The sequence below is a fragment of the Shimia marina genome, assembly GCF_001458175.1.
Lineage (GTDB): Bacteria > Pseudomonadota > Alphaproteobacteria > Rhodobacterales > Rhodobacteraceae > Shimia > Shimia marina.
The window spans coordinates 234607-249867 of sequence record NZ_CYPW01000027.1 but is presented as its reverse complement, the minus strand read 5'-3'; the positions used below and the strand labels follow the sequence as shown (position 1 = coordinate 249867).

Here is a 15261-nt window from a genome sequence, read left to right as displayed (position 1 = left end):
CTTGGGTCTGAATCCGCACAGCCGTTGAGCGTGCGGTTATCCACTCTAAGACGAAAGCACACTCACAATGTCCAACGGAACATTCACCGATTTCCTCTCTGCGCTTCTGGCGTTTGAGTCAGGTTGGGATCGCGACCGATACAACGATGGGGTCATTCAGGACTGGCAGCTCGATACATGGGCGGGCGGCCCTGTCACCGATTTCTTCCCCGGCTACAACAGCTGGGGCGATCTGAGCGACAGTGAATGGGAGGCCATGGCCTATCGTTCGACCAACTCCCTTGGCTTTGTTGGATTTCAGTTTGGCGAAGCCTTGCTGATTGACCTTGGCTATTACGATGACGACCAGTTCTATGGCAACGGCGCATCGACCAATACATGGGATGGCACTTGGACAGGTAAGAATGGCGTGACCTCTCTTGAGGAATTCATGACCAAAGAGGCGCAGACCGTAGCCATTCAGGAAGCCTTTGGCCTGAACCTGCAAATCATCGAAAACGGGCTGACCAACGCCGGTAAAAATCTGGATGATTTCATTGGTCAGACCACCACCTACACAGACGGTTCGGGCGCGACGGTGACAGTCGAGCTCACACTCACGGGCATTCTTGCTGCCGCCCACCTGCGCGGCGCTTACGGCACGTTGAACCTTCTGCTCAGCGGCGCGGTTTCAACAGATGAATATGGCACTTCGATCCTGCAATACATCGACCAGTTTGGCGGCTACAACAGTCCGTCTGTCGCTGATATGATCGCCTTTTTTGAAGATCGCAAAACTGGGGATGAAGGCCTTGGCACACCCGGCGGTAACACCGGCGGCGGCGATACAGGGGGCGACACCGGCGGGGATGGCGGTGCCTCTGGCGGCAACAGCTCCGGCGGAACGGCTGATGTCACAAAAGACAGCGCAGATGTCGTGATCACATGGTCCTATGGGGCAGACACGCAGATCACCGATTTTGACCCATCCAGTGACACCATCTTTGTCGATTGGATTTCCGCTGCAGATCTGGAGATCACCGAAACTGGTGGGTCCACCACATTCTCCGTACCCTCAAATCAACAATCTCTCACCCTTGTTGGGGTCTCGCTTTCAGATCTGTCTGCGGCCAATTTCACCATTCTGGACAGCACCGCCGCAGAAGAAATTCTGGCTCTAATCGGAGACGGCAGCGGCTCAGGGTCTGGCGACAATGGCGATGGATCTGGCAGTGGAGATGGCTCCGGTGATGGGGATGGAAACGGCGACGGAAGCGGTGATGGTTCCAGCAATGGGGACGGATCTGGCGATGGCGATGGCGATGGCGATGGCGATGGCGATGGCGATGGCGATGGCGATGGCGATGGCGATGGCGATGGCGATGGCAGCACAGATCCTGCGCCAACACCAGAGGGAACTGCCGAAGATTTCAACAATCCAGCCATCACCAAAGCCAATGCAGATGTCGTGATCACCTGGGCCTATGGGGCTAACACAGTCATCACCGATTTTGATCCAAACAGTGACACCCTCTTCTTTGACTGGATCGGGGCAGACGCACTGGAGGTCGCCGAAGTGGGCGGCTCTGTGGTGATCTCTATACCATCCAACAATCAAACGCTGACGCTGCAGGGTGTTACGCTTGCCATGCTGGACGCGGCCAACATCAACGCCTTGGATGCCACGGCACGCGCAGAGCTCGCCACATTGATCAGCGCAGATGACGGCGACAACGGCCACGGCGGCAACGGCGACGGCGGCAGCGACGGTGGCCATGGTGACGGCGGACACGGCGACGGTGGACACGGCGGTGGAGATGGCGGGCACGGCGGTCACACCCACATGCATGTGACCCTGACCTACGACAGTCCGGCGCAGGTTATCGATGGTTTCATGCCGGCCATGGGCGACGTCATTGAAATCAGCTCCGATGTGGCTTCAACAGACTTCGAAATCTTCGAAGAATCCGGCGATGCCCTTGGTTTGACCGTGCGCATTGCCATCACCGCAGATGGCACCACAACACAGACCATCTTCACAGGCTTTGGATTAAGCGACCTTTCAATCGCCAATTTCTCAGCCGACAATCAGGATGTTCTCAACGAAATTGCCAATGTTCTGGGCACAGAAATCTCAACCCCGGCAGAGGGCGGCTACACGCTGACCTATGACGCAGATGGCTCCAACCCCGCCGACGTGACCGGCAACACCGATGCGGGCGGCCGTGTTTTCCGGGCCGACAGCAACGCTGATGACATCACCGATTTTGACCCGTCTGTGGACCAACTCGATTTTGGCGGCACATCTGTTCACGGCATGATCGTCACAAAATCGCTGGCAGGCGAGATCGTGATCGACAGCCCATGGTCTGACGCCGCGCAGATCGTGCAGGGCGTCACCTATCAGGATGTCACCATCGACAGTTTTGGCGTGGTCGGGAACGAACACTTCCGTCAGGATATGGGGGGTGTGATCTCTTGGGAACAGGGCGTTGGGCCCCGTGAAGATGATACCGTCTATATCCGCAGCCATGAATACGGCCGCGCCGAGGTCATCGACAATTTCGACCCAGCCACGATGAAAATCAGCTTCCTCTACTTCGGCACCCGCGAGCGCCTTTCGGTGGAAGACAGCGATGCAGGTCTGGTGATCTCCACCCTGCCGAGCGGTCAAAGCTTTACCTTCACGGGTGTCACCAAAGCAGATCTCATCCCCGGATTGGTCGAATTCCACTTTGATCAGGTGATGGAAGACAATCTGGAAACCCCGTTCGGGTTTGACCAGAATGACGTCACATTGGTGGACCGCACCGTGCTGCTGACGCCAGAAGCCCCAGCAGGCGCCACAACCGATGGCTTCCAGACCCGCACAGGCGACATAACTGGTTCAAGCGTTACCGATACGGGGGAATCTGGAAACGATGGTAACGAGACGGGCGGTTCTGACAGCGCCACAGGTGGCAGCACACCCACGCCAACCCCGGGCGATACTCTGGTGCTTGGTGCCGATGCAGATCGGGTCGAAATCGATTGGAACTGGGGCGCACAAACCCAAATCGAGGGCTTCGATCCCGCTGCGGACACCTTTGATTTCAATGCGTTGAACAGCGACCATCTGGACATTCGTGAAGTGGATGGCAACCTTGAAATCGAAGTGCTCGGCAACGGCGGCAACATCACCACCCTGCTGGGTCTGCAAGCAGAAGACCTGACACGGGCCAATTTTGAAGCCGCCGCAAACAATCCAATCTTGGATGAGGACAGCGCGCTGATGACCCAGCTCACCGACCTCGGGTTTGATTTCATGGCCTAAAGCGTTGCGGGTTTTACCTGAACCCTCTCGCGACACGAACGTCCCGAGAATGCCATAGGCATGGCAGGGTATTCGTGTCTCACGAGAAGCCCGAAACGCTATAAACACATCACGGCAAAGGCAGGCGACCGCTTGCCTTTGCCATACATGCAACGCCCATTTGATTGTGCGCAACAGCTTCAAACAACATAGAGCTTCCCTCTGCACCAGCGCTTGCCAATCCCGATGCCGCTTGGCACTCTGCCCTATAAAACAATAGCCAAAGGGAGAGCTGCATGGCCAAAGGGTACTGGATCGGACGCGTGGACGTCGACGACGTTGAGGGCTACCAGAAATACATCACCGCCAACGCCAAACCATTTGCCAACTATGGCGCGCGTTTTCTGGTCCGTGGGGGCGCCTTTGAAACACCTGAAGGCAGCGCGCGCAGCCGCAATGTGGTGATTGAATTTCCCTCATACCAGGCAGCGCTTGAATGCTATCATTCCGAAGATTACCAAGCCGCCAAAGCCCTGCGCACCCCGGTCAGCACAGGGGATATCGTGATCATTGAGGGGTATGACGGATGATCTGGGATCACCTGCTTGCCCGCCTGCGCGGCACCGCCGATACAGAGCCCCTCCCCGAACCCGACGAAAAACTGGCGCTCGGTGCCCTTTTGGTACGTGTGGCAAAATCCGACAATTCCTACCATGCGCTCGAAATTGGTGAAATTGACCGTATTCTGAGCGAGACATTCGGCCTCAACCCGATCGAAGCCGCGAAACTGCGCGCGACCTGCGAAAAACTCGAAAGCGCAGCGCCCGGCACGCCGGATTTCGCGCTGTTGATCCGCGAAACCGTGGATTATCCGCACCGGCTGGAAGTGGCGCATAAGCTATTTCAGGTGATCGAAGCGGATGGAAAGCATCTTCCAGTCGAAGATGAAAGCCTGCATGAGATCGAAGCCATGTTGGGCATCAAACCCGAAGACAGCCCGGCTGGCCCCGCCTAAACGGGGCCACACCGGCATTTTTAAGCCAGGCTCGGCAGCCAGAGCACAATGGACGGGAACGCCACCAAAAGCGCGATGGTCACGGCATCCGCGATAAAGAAGGGTGTCACGCCCTTAAAGACATCCTGAACTGTCAGATCATCACGCACGCCAGCCACAACAAAACAGTTGAGCCCAATCGGCGGGGTGATCAGACAGAACTCCGCCATCTTCACCACCAGAATACCAAACCAGATCGCACACATCGTGCCATTCATGCCAAATGTGCTGTCCGCCGCTGCAACGGCCTCGCCGCCATTCAGCGCCATCACCGCAGGATAGACCACCGGCAACGTCAAAAGCAGCATGCCAATGGCATCCATGAACATGCCCAGCACTGCATAAGCCAGCAGAATACAGATCAAGATCAGCCACGGCGACATCTCAAGACTGGTGATCCAATCCGAAAACGCCCCCGGCAGATCTGCAAACCCAAGGAAGCGCACATAGATGAGCACCCCCCAGATGATGGTGAAAATCATCACCGTCAGCTTGGCCGTGTCCAAGAGCGCAGACTTCAGCTCCGGCCACCGCATCCCACGCAGCAGCGCCAGCAGGAAGACAATGAACGCCCCCACGGCCCCGCCCTCTGTCGGTGTGCCCCAGGCATCGCCAAAGGGGTTGTAGACAAAGAAAATGATGATCACGACCACCGCCACAATCGGCAGCGCGGGCGGCAGTGCGGCAAAACGCTCACGCCATGTGAAACCACTCACCGGCGGGCCCACGGTTTTGAAGATCATGGCAATGCCAATGATCATCGCGCCATAGACCACAGCGGAGAAGGCACCGGGAATGAACCCCGCTAGCAAGAGCTTGCCCACGTCCTGTTCCACAATGATCGCATAGATCACAAGGATCGCTGAGGGCGGGATCAGCGAGGCCAAAGTGCCCCCAGCCGCCACCACACCCGCTGCGAACTGCTTGTTGTAGCCCACCTTCAACATCTCCGGGATGGCAATCCGCGCAAATACCGCCGCCGTCGCCACAGAAGCGCCAGACACCGCCGCAAAACCTGCGGTGGCAAAAACAGTGGACACTGCCAGACCACCCGGCACCCAGGCAATCCACTTTTTGGCTGCATCAAACAGCGCCGTGGTCAGCTTGGCATAATAGGCGAGATAGCCAATTAGGATGAAGGTCGGGATAAGGCTCAACGCCTGAGAAGAGACTTTCGAGTGGGGCACGGAGCCCGCAATGGCGATGGATTTCCCCAGCGCCCCGTCCCAGATCTCACGCCGCTCATTCCAGAACAGAAAGCGCTCCGGTGCATAGCCCATTTTCGCCCAGAAAATCCACACGATGCCGATGAAGCCAGCCAAGGCAGCTGCGAAAGCCACGCGCATGCCCAACACCACAAGCAACAGCATGCCGCCGGTGACCCAAAGGCCAATTGTAATATTATCCATTGTCAGCATCCCCAAGCTGATCGACCTCTGCACGGGCCTGTTCTTCGATCGACTGCACCAGCGGCACCGCAACGGGACTTGGCAGGTTCAGCAAGAACGCTCGTCCGTAGCCCCAGACCTGCAGACCAAGGCGCAGGCACATCACCGAAAATGCCACCGGCACAATCAGCTTGGAGGGCCAGATCGGCAGGCCAATGTCTATCGAGCTGTCGCGCGAACACAGCGGCCGCGCGCAATCAAAAGAGCGCTCAAAATGCGCCCAGCTGCCCATGGTCAACGCAATCATCAAAAGCAGGATCAACACCACAGACAGCAGCTCAGCCCCCCAAAGCGCACGGCCCTTCAGCTTCCCAATGACCATATCCATGCGGATGTGGCTGCCATCGCGCTGCACATAGGCGATCCCCATCACCGCAATCAGCGGCATCAGCACCTCAATGTAATCAACATAGCCTGACAGCGGTGCCGCAAAGAACTTGCGCCCCCCCACCGAATAGGCCGCCAGAAACATCAGGCTGAAGACGGCAAGCCCACTGAGCAGGGCAAAAAATGTTTCAAGCTTGAGCAGGTGACGATCCAGCCGACTGAGCAGGCTGTCATCTTCAAGCACGGCGGAACTACCGGCCATGTCCATCCCCCTAGATCAGATACACTGCGGCCCCGGAACTTACCGAGGCCGCTAATTTTTTTATTTTTATCAGTTGCCTGCGCGATGATCTTCGAGGGTTTTTACAACCAGATCATAAAGGTCCTGCCCCGGCAGGCCCTGCGCTTCCATATCCGCAATCCAAGCGGCGCGGATCGGGTCGGCGGCCTTGGCGCGGAATTCCGCGATCACCCCGTCGTCGATCTCCACCTTCTGAACACCTTTTTCTTCCAGAACGCTGTCCCACTTCTCAAGCAGGGTGCCATAGTTCGCAACATAATGCGCCAGCGCCTCATCAACGGAGCTGTCCAGTGCCGCGCGATGCTCATCAGACAACATGTCATAGGCATCGATATTCACGACCACCGGGCAATTCACGGTGCCGGGGTTCAGGTTGGCGGTCCACCAGTCTGCTTGGTTGATGGTGCCAAAGGCCAAATGTGCGTGCTGCGCAAAGGCAACCGTGTCCACAACACCGCTTTCCATCGCCTGATAGGCCTCGGTTGCGGTCACAGAGGTTGGCACACCACCCACTGCTTCAAAGGCTTTGCCCAAACCACCGGTCGCACGCACGCGCATACCGTCGAAATCGGCCAGCGCGTCACGGGGTTCTCCGGTACCTACAAGGTTATATTGCGGCATCGGCGAGGTCATCAGCAGCATGGCATTCCACTGCTCCATTTCCTCTGTCGCCGCTGGGTGGCCATAAACGGCTTTGGAAACAGCCAGTTCTTCTTCCAGATTGGCCACACCCAGGAACGGCAGCTCCAGCACAGTGATTACGCGGTTCTTATCACGGTGGTAACCGGCACAGAACTGCGCCATCTCAAAGGCCCCAATGGAAATGCCATCAAGGTTTTCGCGGTTCTTGGACAGGCCACCGTAGCTGATGTTCAAAGTGAACTCACCGCCGGTTTTCTCACTCACCAGTTCAGCCAGCTTTTCAACATGTTCGGTGAACGCCCGACGCTTGCCCCAGAGAGAGACATTCCATTCGGTTGCCATTGCTTCGGTGACAAATGCCATAGACAGGGCCGCCACGGCGGTCCGGCTCATCAGTTTACGCATGATTTCCTCCCGGTTGCGTAAGTCATTATGTGACACAGCATGCAAGAAGAGCGCGCCCTTTGCCAATGAGAGATTTTGCGCAGTCCACTGCCCCTGCCCTGCGGAAATCCGCAGAGCAGACAATTTAACTAAATTACTTTCATGTCAGGCTTCAACGCGCACTATAACAGGGCCGCCTTATCCAAGCCCAATTTGACGATCTTTTCGTTCAGCGTCCGCCGCCCAATGCCCAGCGCCTCTGCCGCGGCATCCATACGCCCTTCATGCGCCTTGATCGCCTTGCCGATCAGCTCCCGCTCAAAGGCCGCCACAGCCTCGCGCAGGGTATCCGGCACATCCTCTCCGCCGCGATCCTGTGTCAGGGCCGCTGCCATGCTGCCGCCACCACGCCGTGCCAGCATCACACGCCGCGCACAGACATTGCGCAACTCCCGCACATTGCCCGGCCAGTCATGTGCCATCAACGTCGCCGCATCTTCATGATCCAGCGCAGGTGCCCCAATCTCGTGCAGCCGCGCGTAATCCTCCAAAAAATGCGCCGCCAAGAGCATCACATCATCCCGGCGCTGGCGCAGCGGTGGCAGTTGCATCACAAAAGTGTTGAGCCGGAACAAGAGATCCCGCCTCAGACGATCCTCTGCAACGGCCTGCTCCACGTCCTCATTGGTCGCAGACATCACACGTAAATCCACCGCCACCGGCACAGCGCCCCCCACGGGAAACACCTGCTGATCCTCAATCACCCGCAACAATTTGGCCTGCACCACAGGAGGACATGAGGCGATTTCATCCAAAAACAGCGTACCGCCCGTCGCCGCCTGCAACCGCCCTTCCGGCCCTTGCGCAACACCAAACATCTCCGCCTCAAAACTGTCAGGCATCAAGGCCGCACAGTTGATCGCCAGAAAGGGACGATCCGCGCGCGGCCCCAAATCATGCAACGCTCGCGCCACCAGTTCCTTGCCCGTGCCGGTTTCCCCAAGGATCATCACCGCACCGTCCATTGGCGCCAGATCCAGAACCTCCTCGCGCAGTTCCGCGACAACAGGGGTTTGCCCCATCAACACGCGATCAAGCCCTGAAAGCTCAAACAAACGCGCCTTAAGCTGGGCATTGCGCGCCCGCATCCGGCTCTGTTCAGCCGCATGGGTCAGAATGCTCAGCAGACGCCGTGGTTCATAGGGTTTTTCAACAAAGCTATAGGCCCCGGCCTGCATGGCCTCCACCGCCATAGGAATATCGCCATGCGCCGAAATCAACACCAGCGGCGGCGACAGCTCCGGATGCAGCCGCGCCAACAGCTCCATGCCCGTCATGCCCGGCATCCGCACATCCGACAGGATCACGTCCGGGGTCAACACCTTAAGCCGTTCCAGCGCCTTATCCGCCCGCGCCACCGCCTCCGCCTGCCAACCAGCCGCGCCCATCAACTCCAGAAGGGATTGGCGCATGCCCTTGTCGTCATCCACAATCAAAAGGCTGAATCTGCCGGTCTCACTCATGTTATATCTCTTTCTTGCACGTTGTGTGCTCACATGCGGTCAAGCCCATGCCCTGCCCCAGCCAGCGGCAAACGCACCTCAAAGATGGCACCACCTTCTTGAGCCTCATGCCGACGGTCCCACGCCTGCATGTCGCCTCCGTGATCTTTGACAATGGTGGCTGAAATCGCAAGCCCAAGCCCCATGCCCCGCCCGCTTTCTCGTGTCGTGACAAAGGGTTCCTGAAGATCCTGCAACGCAGCCCCAGCCAAGCCATGCCCCGTATCTGCCACCGAAAACACCGCGCAATTCTCCTTTGCAAACACATGAATGTGCAATTCCGCCTGCGCCATATCCTCCATCGCGTCACAGGCATTGCGCAGAATATTCGTCACCACCTGTTCGATCCGCAACCGGTTCCCACGCACCCGCAGCACCTCTTGGGGCCACACACACTGCACCGAAATCTCGCCTGCCTCGATATTGGGTGCCACAAGTTCCAGCCCCGCTTCTACAGCTGCGCGCAACTCAAAAACCTCAAAGCCTTCATGGCCACTCGTGGCAAAGAACTTCAACTGTCTGGTAATGCCTTCCATACGTGTAACCAGCCCCGCAATATTGCTGCCCAGCCTTTCCGCCCCCTTAGGGTTCATCTCCGCCGCCGCCAGATGGTTGCGCATCGCAGCGATCGGCTGTCCCAACTCATGGGTCACCGATGCCGACAATTGCCCCAATGCCGCCAAACGGCTGGCTTGCGCCAGTTCCTTCTGAGTGGATTTGAGCCGCGCCTCTGCTGTCTTACGCTCCGCGACTTCCACGGCAAGCTGCGCATTGGCCTGCCGCAGCTGCGCCTCCTCTTGCTCTGAACGGCGCAACGCCCGACCAATACGGCGCGCCCGCTGCACCTGAAACACGATCAGCAGGATGCCCGCCAAAACCACAACGACTGCGGTCGCCAACCAACTGCGGGTCACGGCCTGCTCATCACTGGCAAAATAATGTAACTGCCAGCCATCCGGCAAATCCTGTGCCAGAAGATGCAGACGTTCTTCCCCCAAAATTTCAGCGCGATCTGGCGAGGTCTTCTGCCAGCTTAACGGATCAAGTGGTTGACCGGGGAACTGTCTTGCGGCGCGAATGGCCGCCTTCTGCTCCGCATCCAATGGGGTCAAGGTGCGATAAAGCCAATCGGGATCGGACGCCAGCAAAACAACCCCCTGTGCATTGGCCAAAATCACCTGTTCCCCTGCCCGCCGCCAACTGTCTTCCAACCCTGAAAAGCTCTTTTTCAACGCCACAACACCACGGACATCTGCCCCCGCAAACACAGGATCCGCCAGAAAGAACCCCGGCAAACCAGTTGTCGCTCCAATCGCGTAGAGCCGCCCCTGCTCGCCACGCAAAGCGTTTTGAAAATAAGGGCGAAACGCATAGACCTGCCCCACAAAAGAGGTCGGCGTATCAAAATTGGAAGCCGCGATCGTAATGCCTTCAGCGGTCATAAGATAAATCGCATCCAATCCCGCTTTATCCGAAAAATCCTTAAGACGCGCATTCAGCACAAACGTGCTCTGCCCTGCCAGCGCGTCGACCACATAGCTGTCTTGTGCCAAAACATGGGTCAGATGACTGTGTTGCTCAAGTTCGGCAATCACGGTGGAACGATACAGAGAAAGTTGCCCCTCCGCTTTCGCCAGCTCCTCCGCGGAAAAATACTGAAAGGCCGCGCGATTGACAGCAAAGCCAACGCAAAGCGTAAGCAGAAGAGAAACCGTGAGAGAGACACGCGCCATTGGGTCGTCCACCTTTGTCATCCCCAAACCGGGCATATCGTCCCGCAAGCTATCGGAGCAAACCCCAATAGGAAATGCCGAAGTCCCCTTTCTGGCTCAGCCACCGCGCCCCCTTTCCCCGCCTGAACGTCCCCGCACCTGCAAGGTTGCACGGCCGCCTGTCCCGGCTTACATCCTCTGTTATGTTTGCTGACTTTCTCAAACGCCTGACGGCGCCCGCTTCAGATCCCCTGACAGACACTGATGCCAGGTTGGCGCTTGGCGCCCTTCTGGTGCGTATTGCCCGCGCTGATGGGGACTACGATCCACAAGAGGCCACTCGCATCGAACGTATCGTCACAGAGCGCTACGGGCTCAGCCCCTTTGAAGCAACCTCGCTGCGCAAAGAGGCAGAAGCTCTTGAAGCAGAGGCCCCTGATACGGTGCGCTTCACCCGCGCCATTAAGGATGCAGTGCCGCTAGAGGACCGCATCTCTGTGATCGAAGCCATGTGGCAGGTGGTGCTGGCAGATGACGCAAGGGATGCGCGCGAGGATGCTCTTTTGCGTCTGGCGGCCAACCTTCTGGGTGTTTCCGACATGGACAGCGCCCGGGCCCGGCAACGGGTGGAAAAACGCGGCTAGGCACACCTGCCTGAGCACCACTGGTGATAGTGTGACGACCCAAACCGGCGAATCGGAGCCTCAGCCTTTAGCGGTCCCTGCGATTCGTCGAAAATGGGGCAAGTTTCATGCAGAAACGTCTCATCAGGAAGACTATTGCCAAAATATTCATCGCCACCTCGCCCATTTCATCGCCAGTTTGACGGAGGGTGGGAATATGGCAGAGATGCGTAGCTTTTCCCAATTTTTCATAACCTTAGAAGACAGCACTTCGCGCAACGCGCTTCACCTTATACGCAAGGCAATAGAGCGAACGCGCAGGCCGCAAGCAGAATAGGATCTGCAAAGACTGGCAGCCCTTGAGGAAAGCACATATGACGCTGGATCAAATCCGCTCAACTCTTAACCATTTGGTAAGTTGGGCAGCCAAAACGTCCGTCTTGGCCTCTGAGCCGCCCTTTTGAAAGTTGCAATTGCGCAAATTTTCAGTCCTATTTGGGCTCCAAGATCAACCCGACACCGATGGGGACACAGTGAACGACGCCACACCCGTTCTGCAAATTCGCGACCTGCACAAGGCTTATGCCAATCTTGAAGTCATTAAGGGCGTGGATATCACTGCGCACCGCGGCGATGTGGTATCGCTGATTGGCTCCTCCGGGTCTGGTAAGTCCACAATTCTGCGCTGCGCCAACCTTCTGGAACACAGCCAGCAGGGCGACATCCTTTTCAAGGGAGAGCCCGTCACGTGGAGAGGCAGCGGCCATGCCCGCCAGCCCGCCGACCCCAAACAGATCCTGCGCATCCGCACAAATCTGTCGATGGTGTTTCAGCAGTTCAATCTCTGGTCCCACATGACCATCCTGCAAAACGTGATGGAAGCCCCCGTCACTGTTCTGGGCCGCGACAAGGCGGAGGTCGAAGAGGCCGCACACGCCTATCTGGACAAAGTCGGGATCGCCGACAAACACGACGCTTACCCCGCGCAGCTCTCCGGCGGCCAGCAACAGCGCGCAGCCATCGCCCGCGCCCTTGCCATGGAACCGGAAGCCCTGCTGTTTGATGAGCCCACATCCGCGCTTGACCCCGAGCTGGAGCAGGAGGTGGTGCGTGTAATTAAGGCATTGGCCGAAGAGGGCCGTACCATGATGATCGTCACACACGACATGAAGATGGCCCGTGATGTCTCTGACCACGTTGTGTTTTTGCACCAAGGCCTCATCGAAGAAGAAGGCGCCCCGGACGAATTGTTCGGAAACCCGAAATCCGAGCGGTTGAAACAGTTCCTGTCTTCAACCGCCACATAACAACCAAACCATAGGGAGCAATACTATGAAAAATCTGATCCTGAGCACCGCCGCCCTTGCACTGACCGCGGGCGTTGCCATGGCCGAGACCGTCCGTCTGGGCACCGAGGGTCTGTACCCTCCGTACAACTTCATCAACGACGCAGGCGAAGTGGACGGCTTTGAGCGCGAGCTGGGCGACGAGCTGTGCAAACGCGCAGAGCTGACCTGTGAGTGGGTTACCAACGACTGGGACAGCATCGTGCCAAACCTGCAGTCCGGCAACTACGACGCCATCATCGCAGGCATGTCCATCACCGATGAGCGCGAAGAGACCATGGACTTCACTCAGGGCTACACCCAGCCATCTCCTTCCGCATACGCAGCACTCTCTGCTGATGTGGACGTGAACTCCGCCGTGGTTGCCGCTCAGACCAGCACCATCCAATCCGGACATGTGGCCACCACGGGCGCAACTCTCGTTGAATTCCCAACCCCAGACGAAACCGTCGCCGCTGTGAACGCGGGTGAAGTGGACGCAGTTCTGGCAGACAAAGACTTCCTTGCACCAATCGTTGCAGAATCCGAACTGGTCTTCATCAGCGACGTTTACCTCGGTGGCGGCATCGGCATGGCCTTCCGTGAATCCGATGACGAACTGCGCGGCAAGTTTGACGCGGCCATCGCCTCCATGAAAGCAGACGGCACGCTCAACGAGCTGCTCGCAAAATGGGAAATCGAAGGCCAGTTCTAAGCCTTCCCCATGCGAACACGATAAAAGGGGGGGCGCTGCTCCCCCTTTTCCAACCGCCCTTCCCCCCATACCGTGGGCGTTTCCTGCTCCACAAATTTTCACGCGAAACGAACGAGGCCAGCCATTTTTGCCTATTGCTCAGATCCGTCTGTCCTGAACAGTCTGCCTTGGCTCAGTTGCTATCTCACCACCGGGAAGCATATGGCCTTCTATGCCTCATTTGGCACTGTTTTGCTTCTCTTGGCCGTCACCGCCCCCACAGCGCTGCTGTTCGGCCTCGGCGGCGCTATCGCCGCCCGCGCTCGCTTCTTCATGCTGCGCTGGTTTGGCAAAGGCTACATCGCCATCGTACGCGGCGTGCCCGACATCGCCTTCTTCCTGTTCTTCGTCATCGCATTGGATCAGGGCATCGAGTTCCTGCGCCACAAGGTCAAATGTCCCGATTGGAGTGAACCCGTCCGACAGGGCAGCGAGTTCCTCGTCTGTGACATCGCCAAAATGCCACTGAGCAGCTCGCCACAATGGGTGCATGAAATCTACGGCTTCTGGCTCGCGGTTTTCACCTTCGCGATCGTCTTTGGCGCCTTTGCCGCCAACGTGCTCTTTGGCGCCATGCAGGCCGTGCCCCGGGCCCAACTTGAAACCGCCGAAGCCTACGGCATGACACCGCGCCAGACCTTCTGGCGCATCTTGATGCCGCAGATGTGGATCTACGCACTGCCCGGCCTGTCCAACCTCTGGATGGTGCTGATCAAGGCCACTCCACTCCTGTTCCTGCTGGGTGTCGAAGACATCGTCTATTGGGCCCGGGATTTGGGCGCATCCAAAACCGCGCGCTTCACCGACTACCCACATGGCGACTGGCGCATGTGGTACTTCCTTGCCTTGCTGATCTTCTATCTCCTGTTCACACGCGTGTCTGAAATCGCACTGGCGCGCATCACCAAACGTCTCTCACACGGTCAGGCCACGGTTGATGGCGAAGCCCAACGCAAAGCAGGGAGCGCGGCATGAGCTGTATCGAGACCATTCAGGCCTATGCCTTCCGTTCGCTGGGCTACGGCGAACGCCTTCTGCCCCGGTCGGACTTTACCCTCTGTGAGCACTTCACTCTGATCGGTTCCGGCATGATCTGGAATGTCTACTTTGGCGTGCTTGCGGTGATCTCCGGCTTTGTCTTTGCCAATCTGCTCGCGGTGGCCAAGAACTCTCAGAGTCGCTGGGCGCGCAAACCAGCAGAGTGGTTCATCTTCCTGTTCCGTGGCAGCCCGCTGTTCATTCAGTTCTTCTTTGCCTATTTTCTGTTCCTCTCGCTCAAAAGCGTGTCGCCCATTTTCAACCCGCTGTCCTCTGCGGCCATTGGTGCGCTGTTTGTGCTTTTCCTGAACACATCGGCCTATTCGGCGGAAATCTTCTATGGCGCGCTGCGCTCCATCCCCAAGGGGGATATGGAAGCTGCAGATGCCTATGGCTTTACAGGCTGGTATCGCTATCGCCGCATCATGTTCCCAACCATGATGCGCCTTGCATGGCCCGCCTATACCAACGAAGCCATCTTCCTGTTTCATGCGACCACGCTGGTGTATTTTTCCGGCTTCCCCGCATGGCGCCAGCAAGGCGACGCGCTCTACTATGCAGGCTACTTCGCGGATAAAACCTACAACCCGTTTGTGCCCTATCCAATCTTGGCGTTTTATTTCATCCTGCTGACGCTGCTGATCATCTGGATCTTTGGTCTGGTGAACAAACGCCTCAATCGCCATCTGCCGCAAAACACGGTGAAGAAGCTGCGCGTCCGTCCAAACCTTCTGCGCTAGAGACGCCTAAAATCCGAAAATTTTGCAAAGCGCCCGATGGTTAACGCCGGGCGCTTTTGCATTTTTGACACCTACGCAAT

The 15261-nt window shown here is 57.6% G+C and carries 13 protein-coding genes; 8 read left to right on the top strand and 5 right to left on the bottom strand.

Features of this window, described 5'->3' with window-relative positions:
- Window positions 1-67 precede the first annotated feature (67 nt).
- The 3 genes from SHM7688_RS19905 (at window position 68) to SHM7688_RS13910 (ending at window position 4286) form a co-directional block, all read left to right on the top strand.
- The gene (locus SHM7688_RS19905) at window positions 68-3292 is read left to right on the top strand and encodes a hypothetical protein (RefSeq protein WP_058240542.1); all 3225 of its coding nucleotides are present in this window, start codon (window positions 68-70) and stop codon (window positions 3290-3292) included.
- A gap of 275 nt (window positions 3293-3567) precedes the next feature.
- Complete coding sequence (locus SHM7688_RS13915; RefSeq protein WP_058240541.1) at window positions 3568-3861, top strand: DUF1330 domain-containing protein; 294 nt, start codon at window positions 3568-3570, stop codon at window positions 3859-3861.
- Complete coding sequence (locus tag SHM7688_RS13910; RefSeq protein WP_058240540.1) at window positions 3858-4286, top strand: tellurite resistance TerB family protein; 429 nt, start codon at window positions 3858-3860, stop codon at window positions 4284-4286. Before SHM7688_RS13915 ends, SHM7688_RS13910 begins: the two co-directional genes overlap by 4 nt.
- Before the next feature lie 20 nt (window positions 4287-4306).
- Here the strand turns inward: SHM7688_RS13910 and SHM7688_RS13905 are convergent, their stop codons facing one another.
- From SHM7688_RS13905 to SHM7688_RS13885, 5 genes are all read right to left on the bottom strand, one after another.
- Entirely contained in the window at window positions 4307-5734 is a 1428-nt protein-coding gene (locus SHM7688_RS13905; RefSeq protein WP_058240539.1) for a TRAP transporter large permease, read from the bottom strand.
- The gene (locus tag SHM7688_RS13900; protein WP_058240538.1) at window positions 5727-6362 is read right to left on the bottom strand and encodes a TRAP transporter small permease subunit; all 636 of its coding nucleotides are present in this window, start codon (window positions 6360-6362) and stop codon (window positions 5727-5729) included. The genes SHM7688_RS13905 and SHM7688_RS13900 overlap by 8 nt, the downstream gene beginning before the upstream one ends.
- Window positions 6363-6431: 69 nt before the next feature.
- Window positions 6432-7448 carry a C4-dicarboxylate TRAP transporter substrate-binding protein gene (locus SHM7688_RS13895; protein WP_058240941.1) on the bottom strand — a complete coding sequence of 339 codons (1017 nt, stop codon included), beginning with the start codon at window positions 7446-7448 and terminating at the stop codon, window positions 6432-6434.
- 161 nt (window positions 7449-7609) lie between these two features.
- Window positions 7610-8950 (bottom strand): sigma-54-dependent transcriptional regulator, encoded by a 1341-nt coding sequence (locus SHM7688_RS13890; RefSeq protein ID WP_058240537.1) that lies wholly within the window; start codon window positions 8948-8950, stop codon window positions 7610-7612.
- 29 nt (window positions 8951-8979) lie between these two features.
- Window positions 8980-10722, bottom strand: a complete 1743-nt coding sequence (locus SHM7688_RS13885; RefSeq protein ID WP_058240940.1) for a sensor histidine kinase — start codon at window positions 10720-10722, stop codon at window positions 8980-8982.
- A 182-nt stretch (window positions 10723-10904) separates the two neighbouring features.
- On the opposite strand from SHM7688_RS13885, the gene SHM7688_RS13880 reads away from it, so the two are divergent.
- The 5 genes from SHM7688_RS13880 to SHM7688_RS13860 all read left to right on the top strand — a co-directional run bounded on the left by SHM7688_RS13880 (window position 10905) and on the right by SHM7688_RS13860 (window position 15181).
- Entirely contained in the window at window positions 10905-11345 is a 441-nt protein-coding gene (locus tag SHM7688_RS13880; RefSeq protein ID WP_058240536.1) for a tellurite resistance TerB family protein, read from the top strand.
- A gap of 512 nt (window positions 11346-11857) precedes the next feature.
- Window positions 11858-12631 (top strand): ABC transporter ATP-binding protein, encoded by a 774-nt coding sequence (locus SHM7688_RS13875; protein ID WP_058240939.1) that lies wholly within the window; start codon window positions 11858-11860, stop codon window positions 12629-12631.
- A 25-nt stretch (window positions 12632-12656) separates the two neighbouring features.
- Window positions 12657-13364: a transporter substrate-binding domain-containing protein gene (locus tag SHM7688_RS13870; protein WP_058240535.1), complete on the top strand. Its 708-nt coding sequence runs from the start codon at window positions 12657-12659 to the stop codon at window positions 13362-13364.
- Between the two features lie 123 nt (window positions 13365-13487).
- Window positions 13488-14378 carry an ABC transporter permease gene (locus tag SHM7688_RS13865; RefSeq protein WP_083499081.1) on the top strand — a complete coding sequence of 297 codons (891 nt, stop codon included), beginning with the start codon at window positions 13488-13490 and terminating at the stop codon, window positions 14376-14378.
- Complete coding sequence (locus tag SHM7688_RS13860; RefSeq protein WP_058240533.1) at window positions 14375-15181, top strand: ABC transporter permease; 807 nt, start codon at window positions 14375-14377, stop codon at window positions 15179-15181. The genes SHM7688_RS13865 and SHM7688_RS13860 overlap by 4 nt, the downstream gene beginning before the upstream one ends.
- The last annotated feature ends 80 nt before the right edge of the window (window positions 15182-15261 follow it).

Bases quoted from the DNA above. Each gene is read 5' to 3' on its own strand.
- SHM7688_RS13910 (WP_058240540.1), top strand. From the start codon at position 3,858: ATGATCTGGGATCACCTGCTTGCCCGCCTGCGCGGCACCGCCGATACA.
- SHM7688_RS13870 (WP_058240535.1), top strand. From the start codon at position 12,657: ATGAAAAATCTGATCCTGAGCACCGCCGCCCTTGCACTGACCGCGGGC.
- SHM7688_RS13895 (WP_058240941.1), bottom strand. From the start codon at position 7,448: ATGCGTAAACTGATGAGCCGGACCGCCGTGGCGGCCCTGTCTATGGCA.
- SHM7688_RS13885 (WP_058240940.1), bottom strand. From the start codon at position 10,722: ATGGCGCGTGTCTCTCTCACGGTTTCTCTTCTGCTTACGCTTTGCGTT.
- SHM7688_RS13905 (WP_058240539.1), bottom strand. From the start codon at position 5,734: ATGGATAATATTACAATTGGCCTTTGGGTCACCGGCGGCATGCTGTTG.
- SHM7688_RS19905 (WP_058240542.1), top strand. From the start codon at position 68: ATGTCCAACGGAACATTCACCGATTTCCTCTCTGCGCTTCTGGCGTTT.
- SHM7688_RS13880 (WP_058240536.1), top strand. From the start codon at position 10,905: ATGTTTGCTGACTTTCTCAAACGCCTGACGGCGCCCGCTTCAGATCCC.
- SHM7688_RS13915 (WP_058240541.1), top strand. From the start codon at position 3,568: ATGGCCAAAGGGTACTGGATCGGACGCGTGGACGTCGACGACGTTGAG.
- SHM7688_RS13890 (WP_058240537.1), bottom strand. From the start codon at position 8,950: ATGAGTGAGACCGGCAGATTCAGCCTTTTGATTGTGGATGACGACAAG.
- SHM7688_RS13900 (WP_058240538.1), bottom strand. From the start codon at position 6,362: ATGGCCGGTAGTTCCGCCGTGCTTGAAGATGACAGCCTGCTCAGTCGG.
- SHM7688_RS13860 (WP_058240533.1), top strand. From the start codon at position 14,375: ATGAGCTGTATCGAGACCATTCAGGCCTATGCCTTCCGTTCGCTGGGC.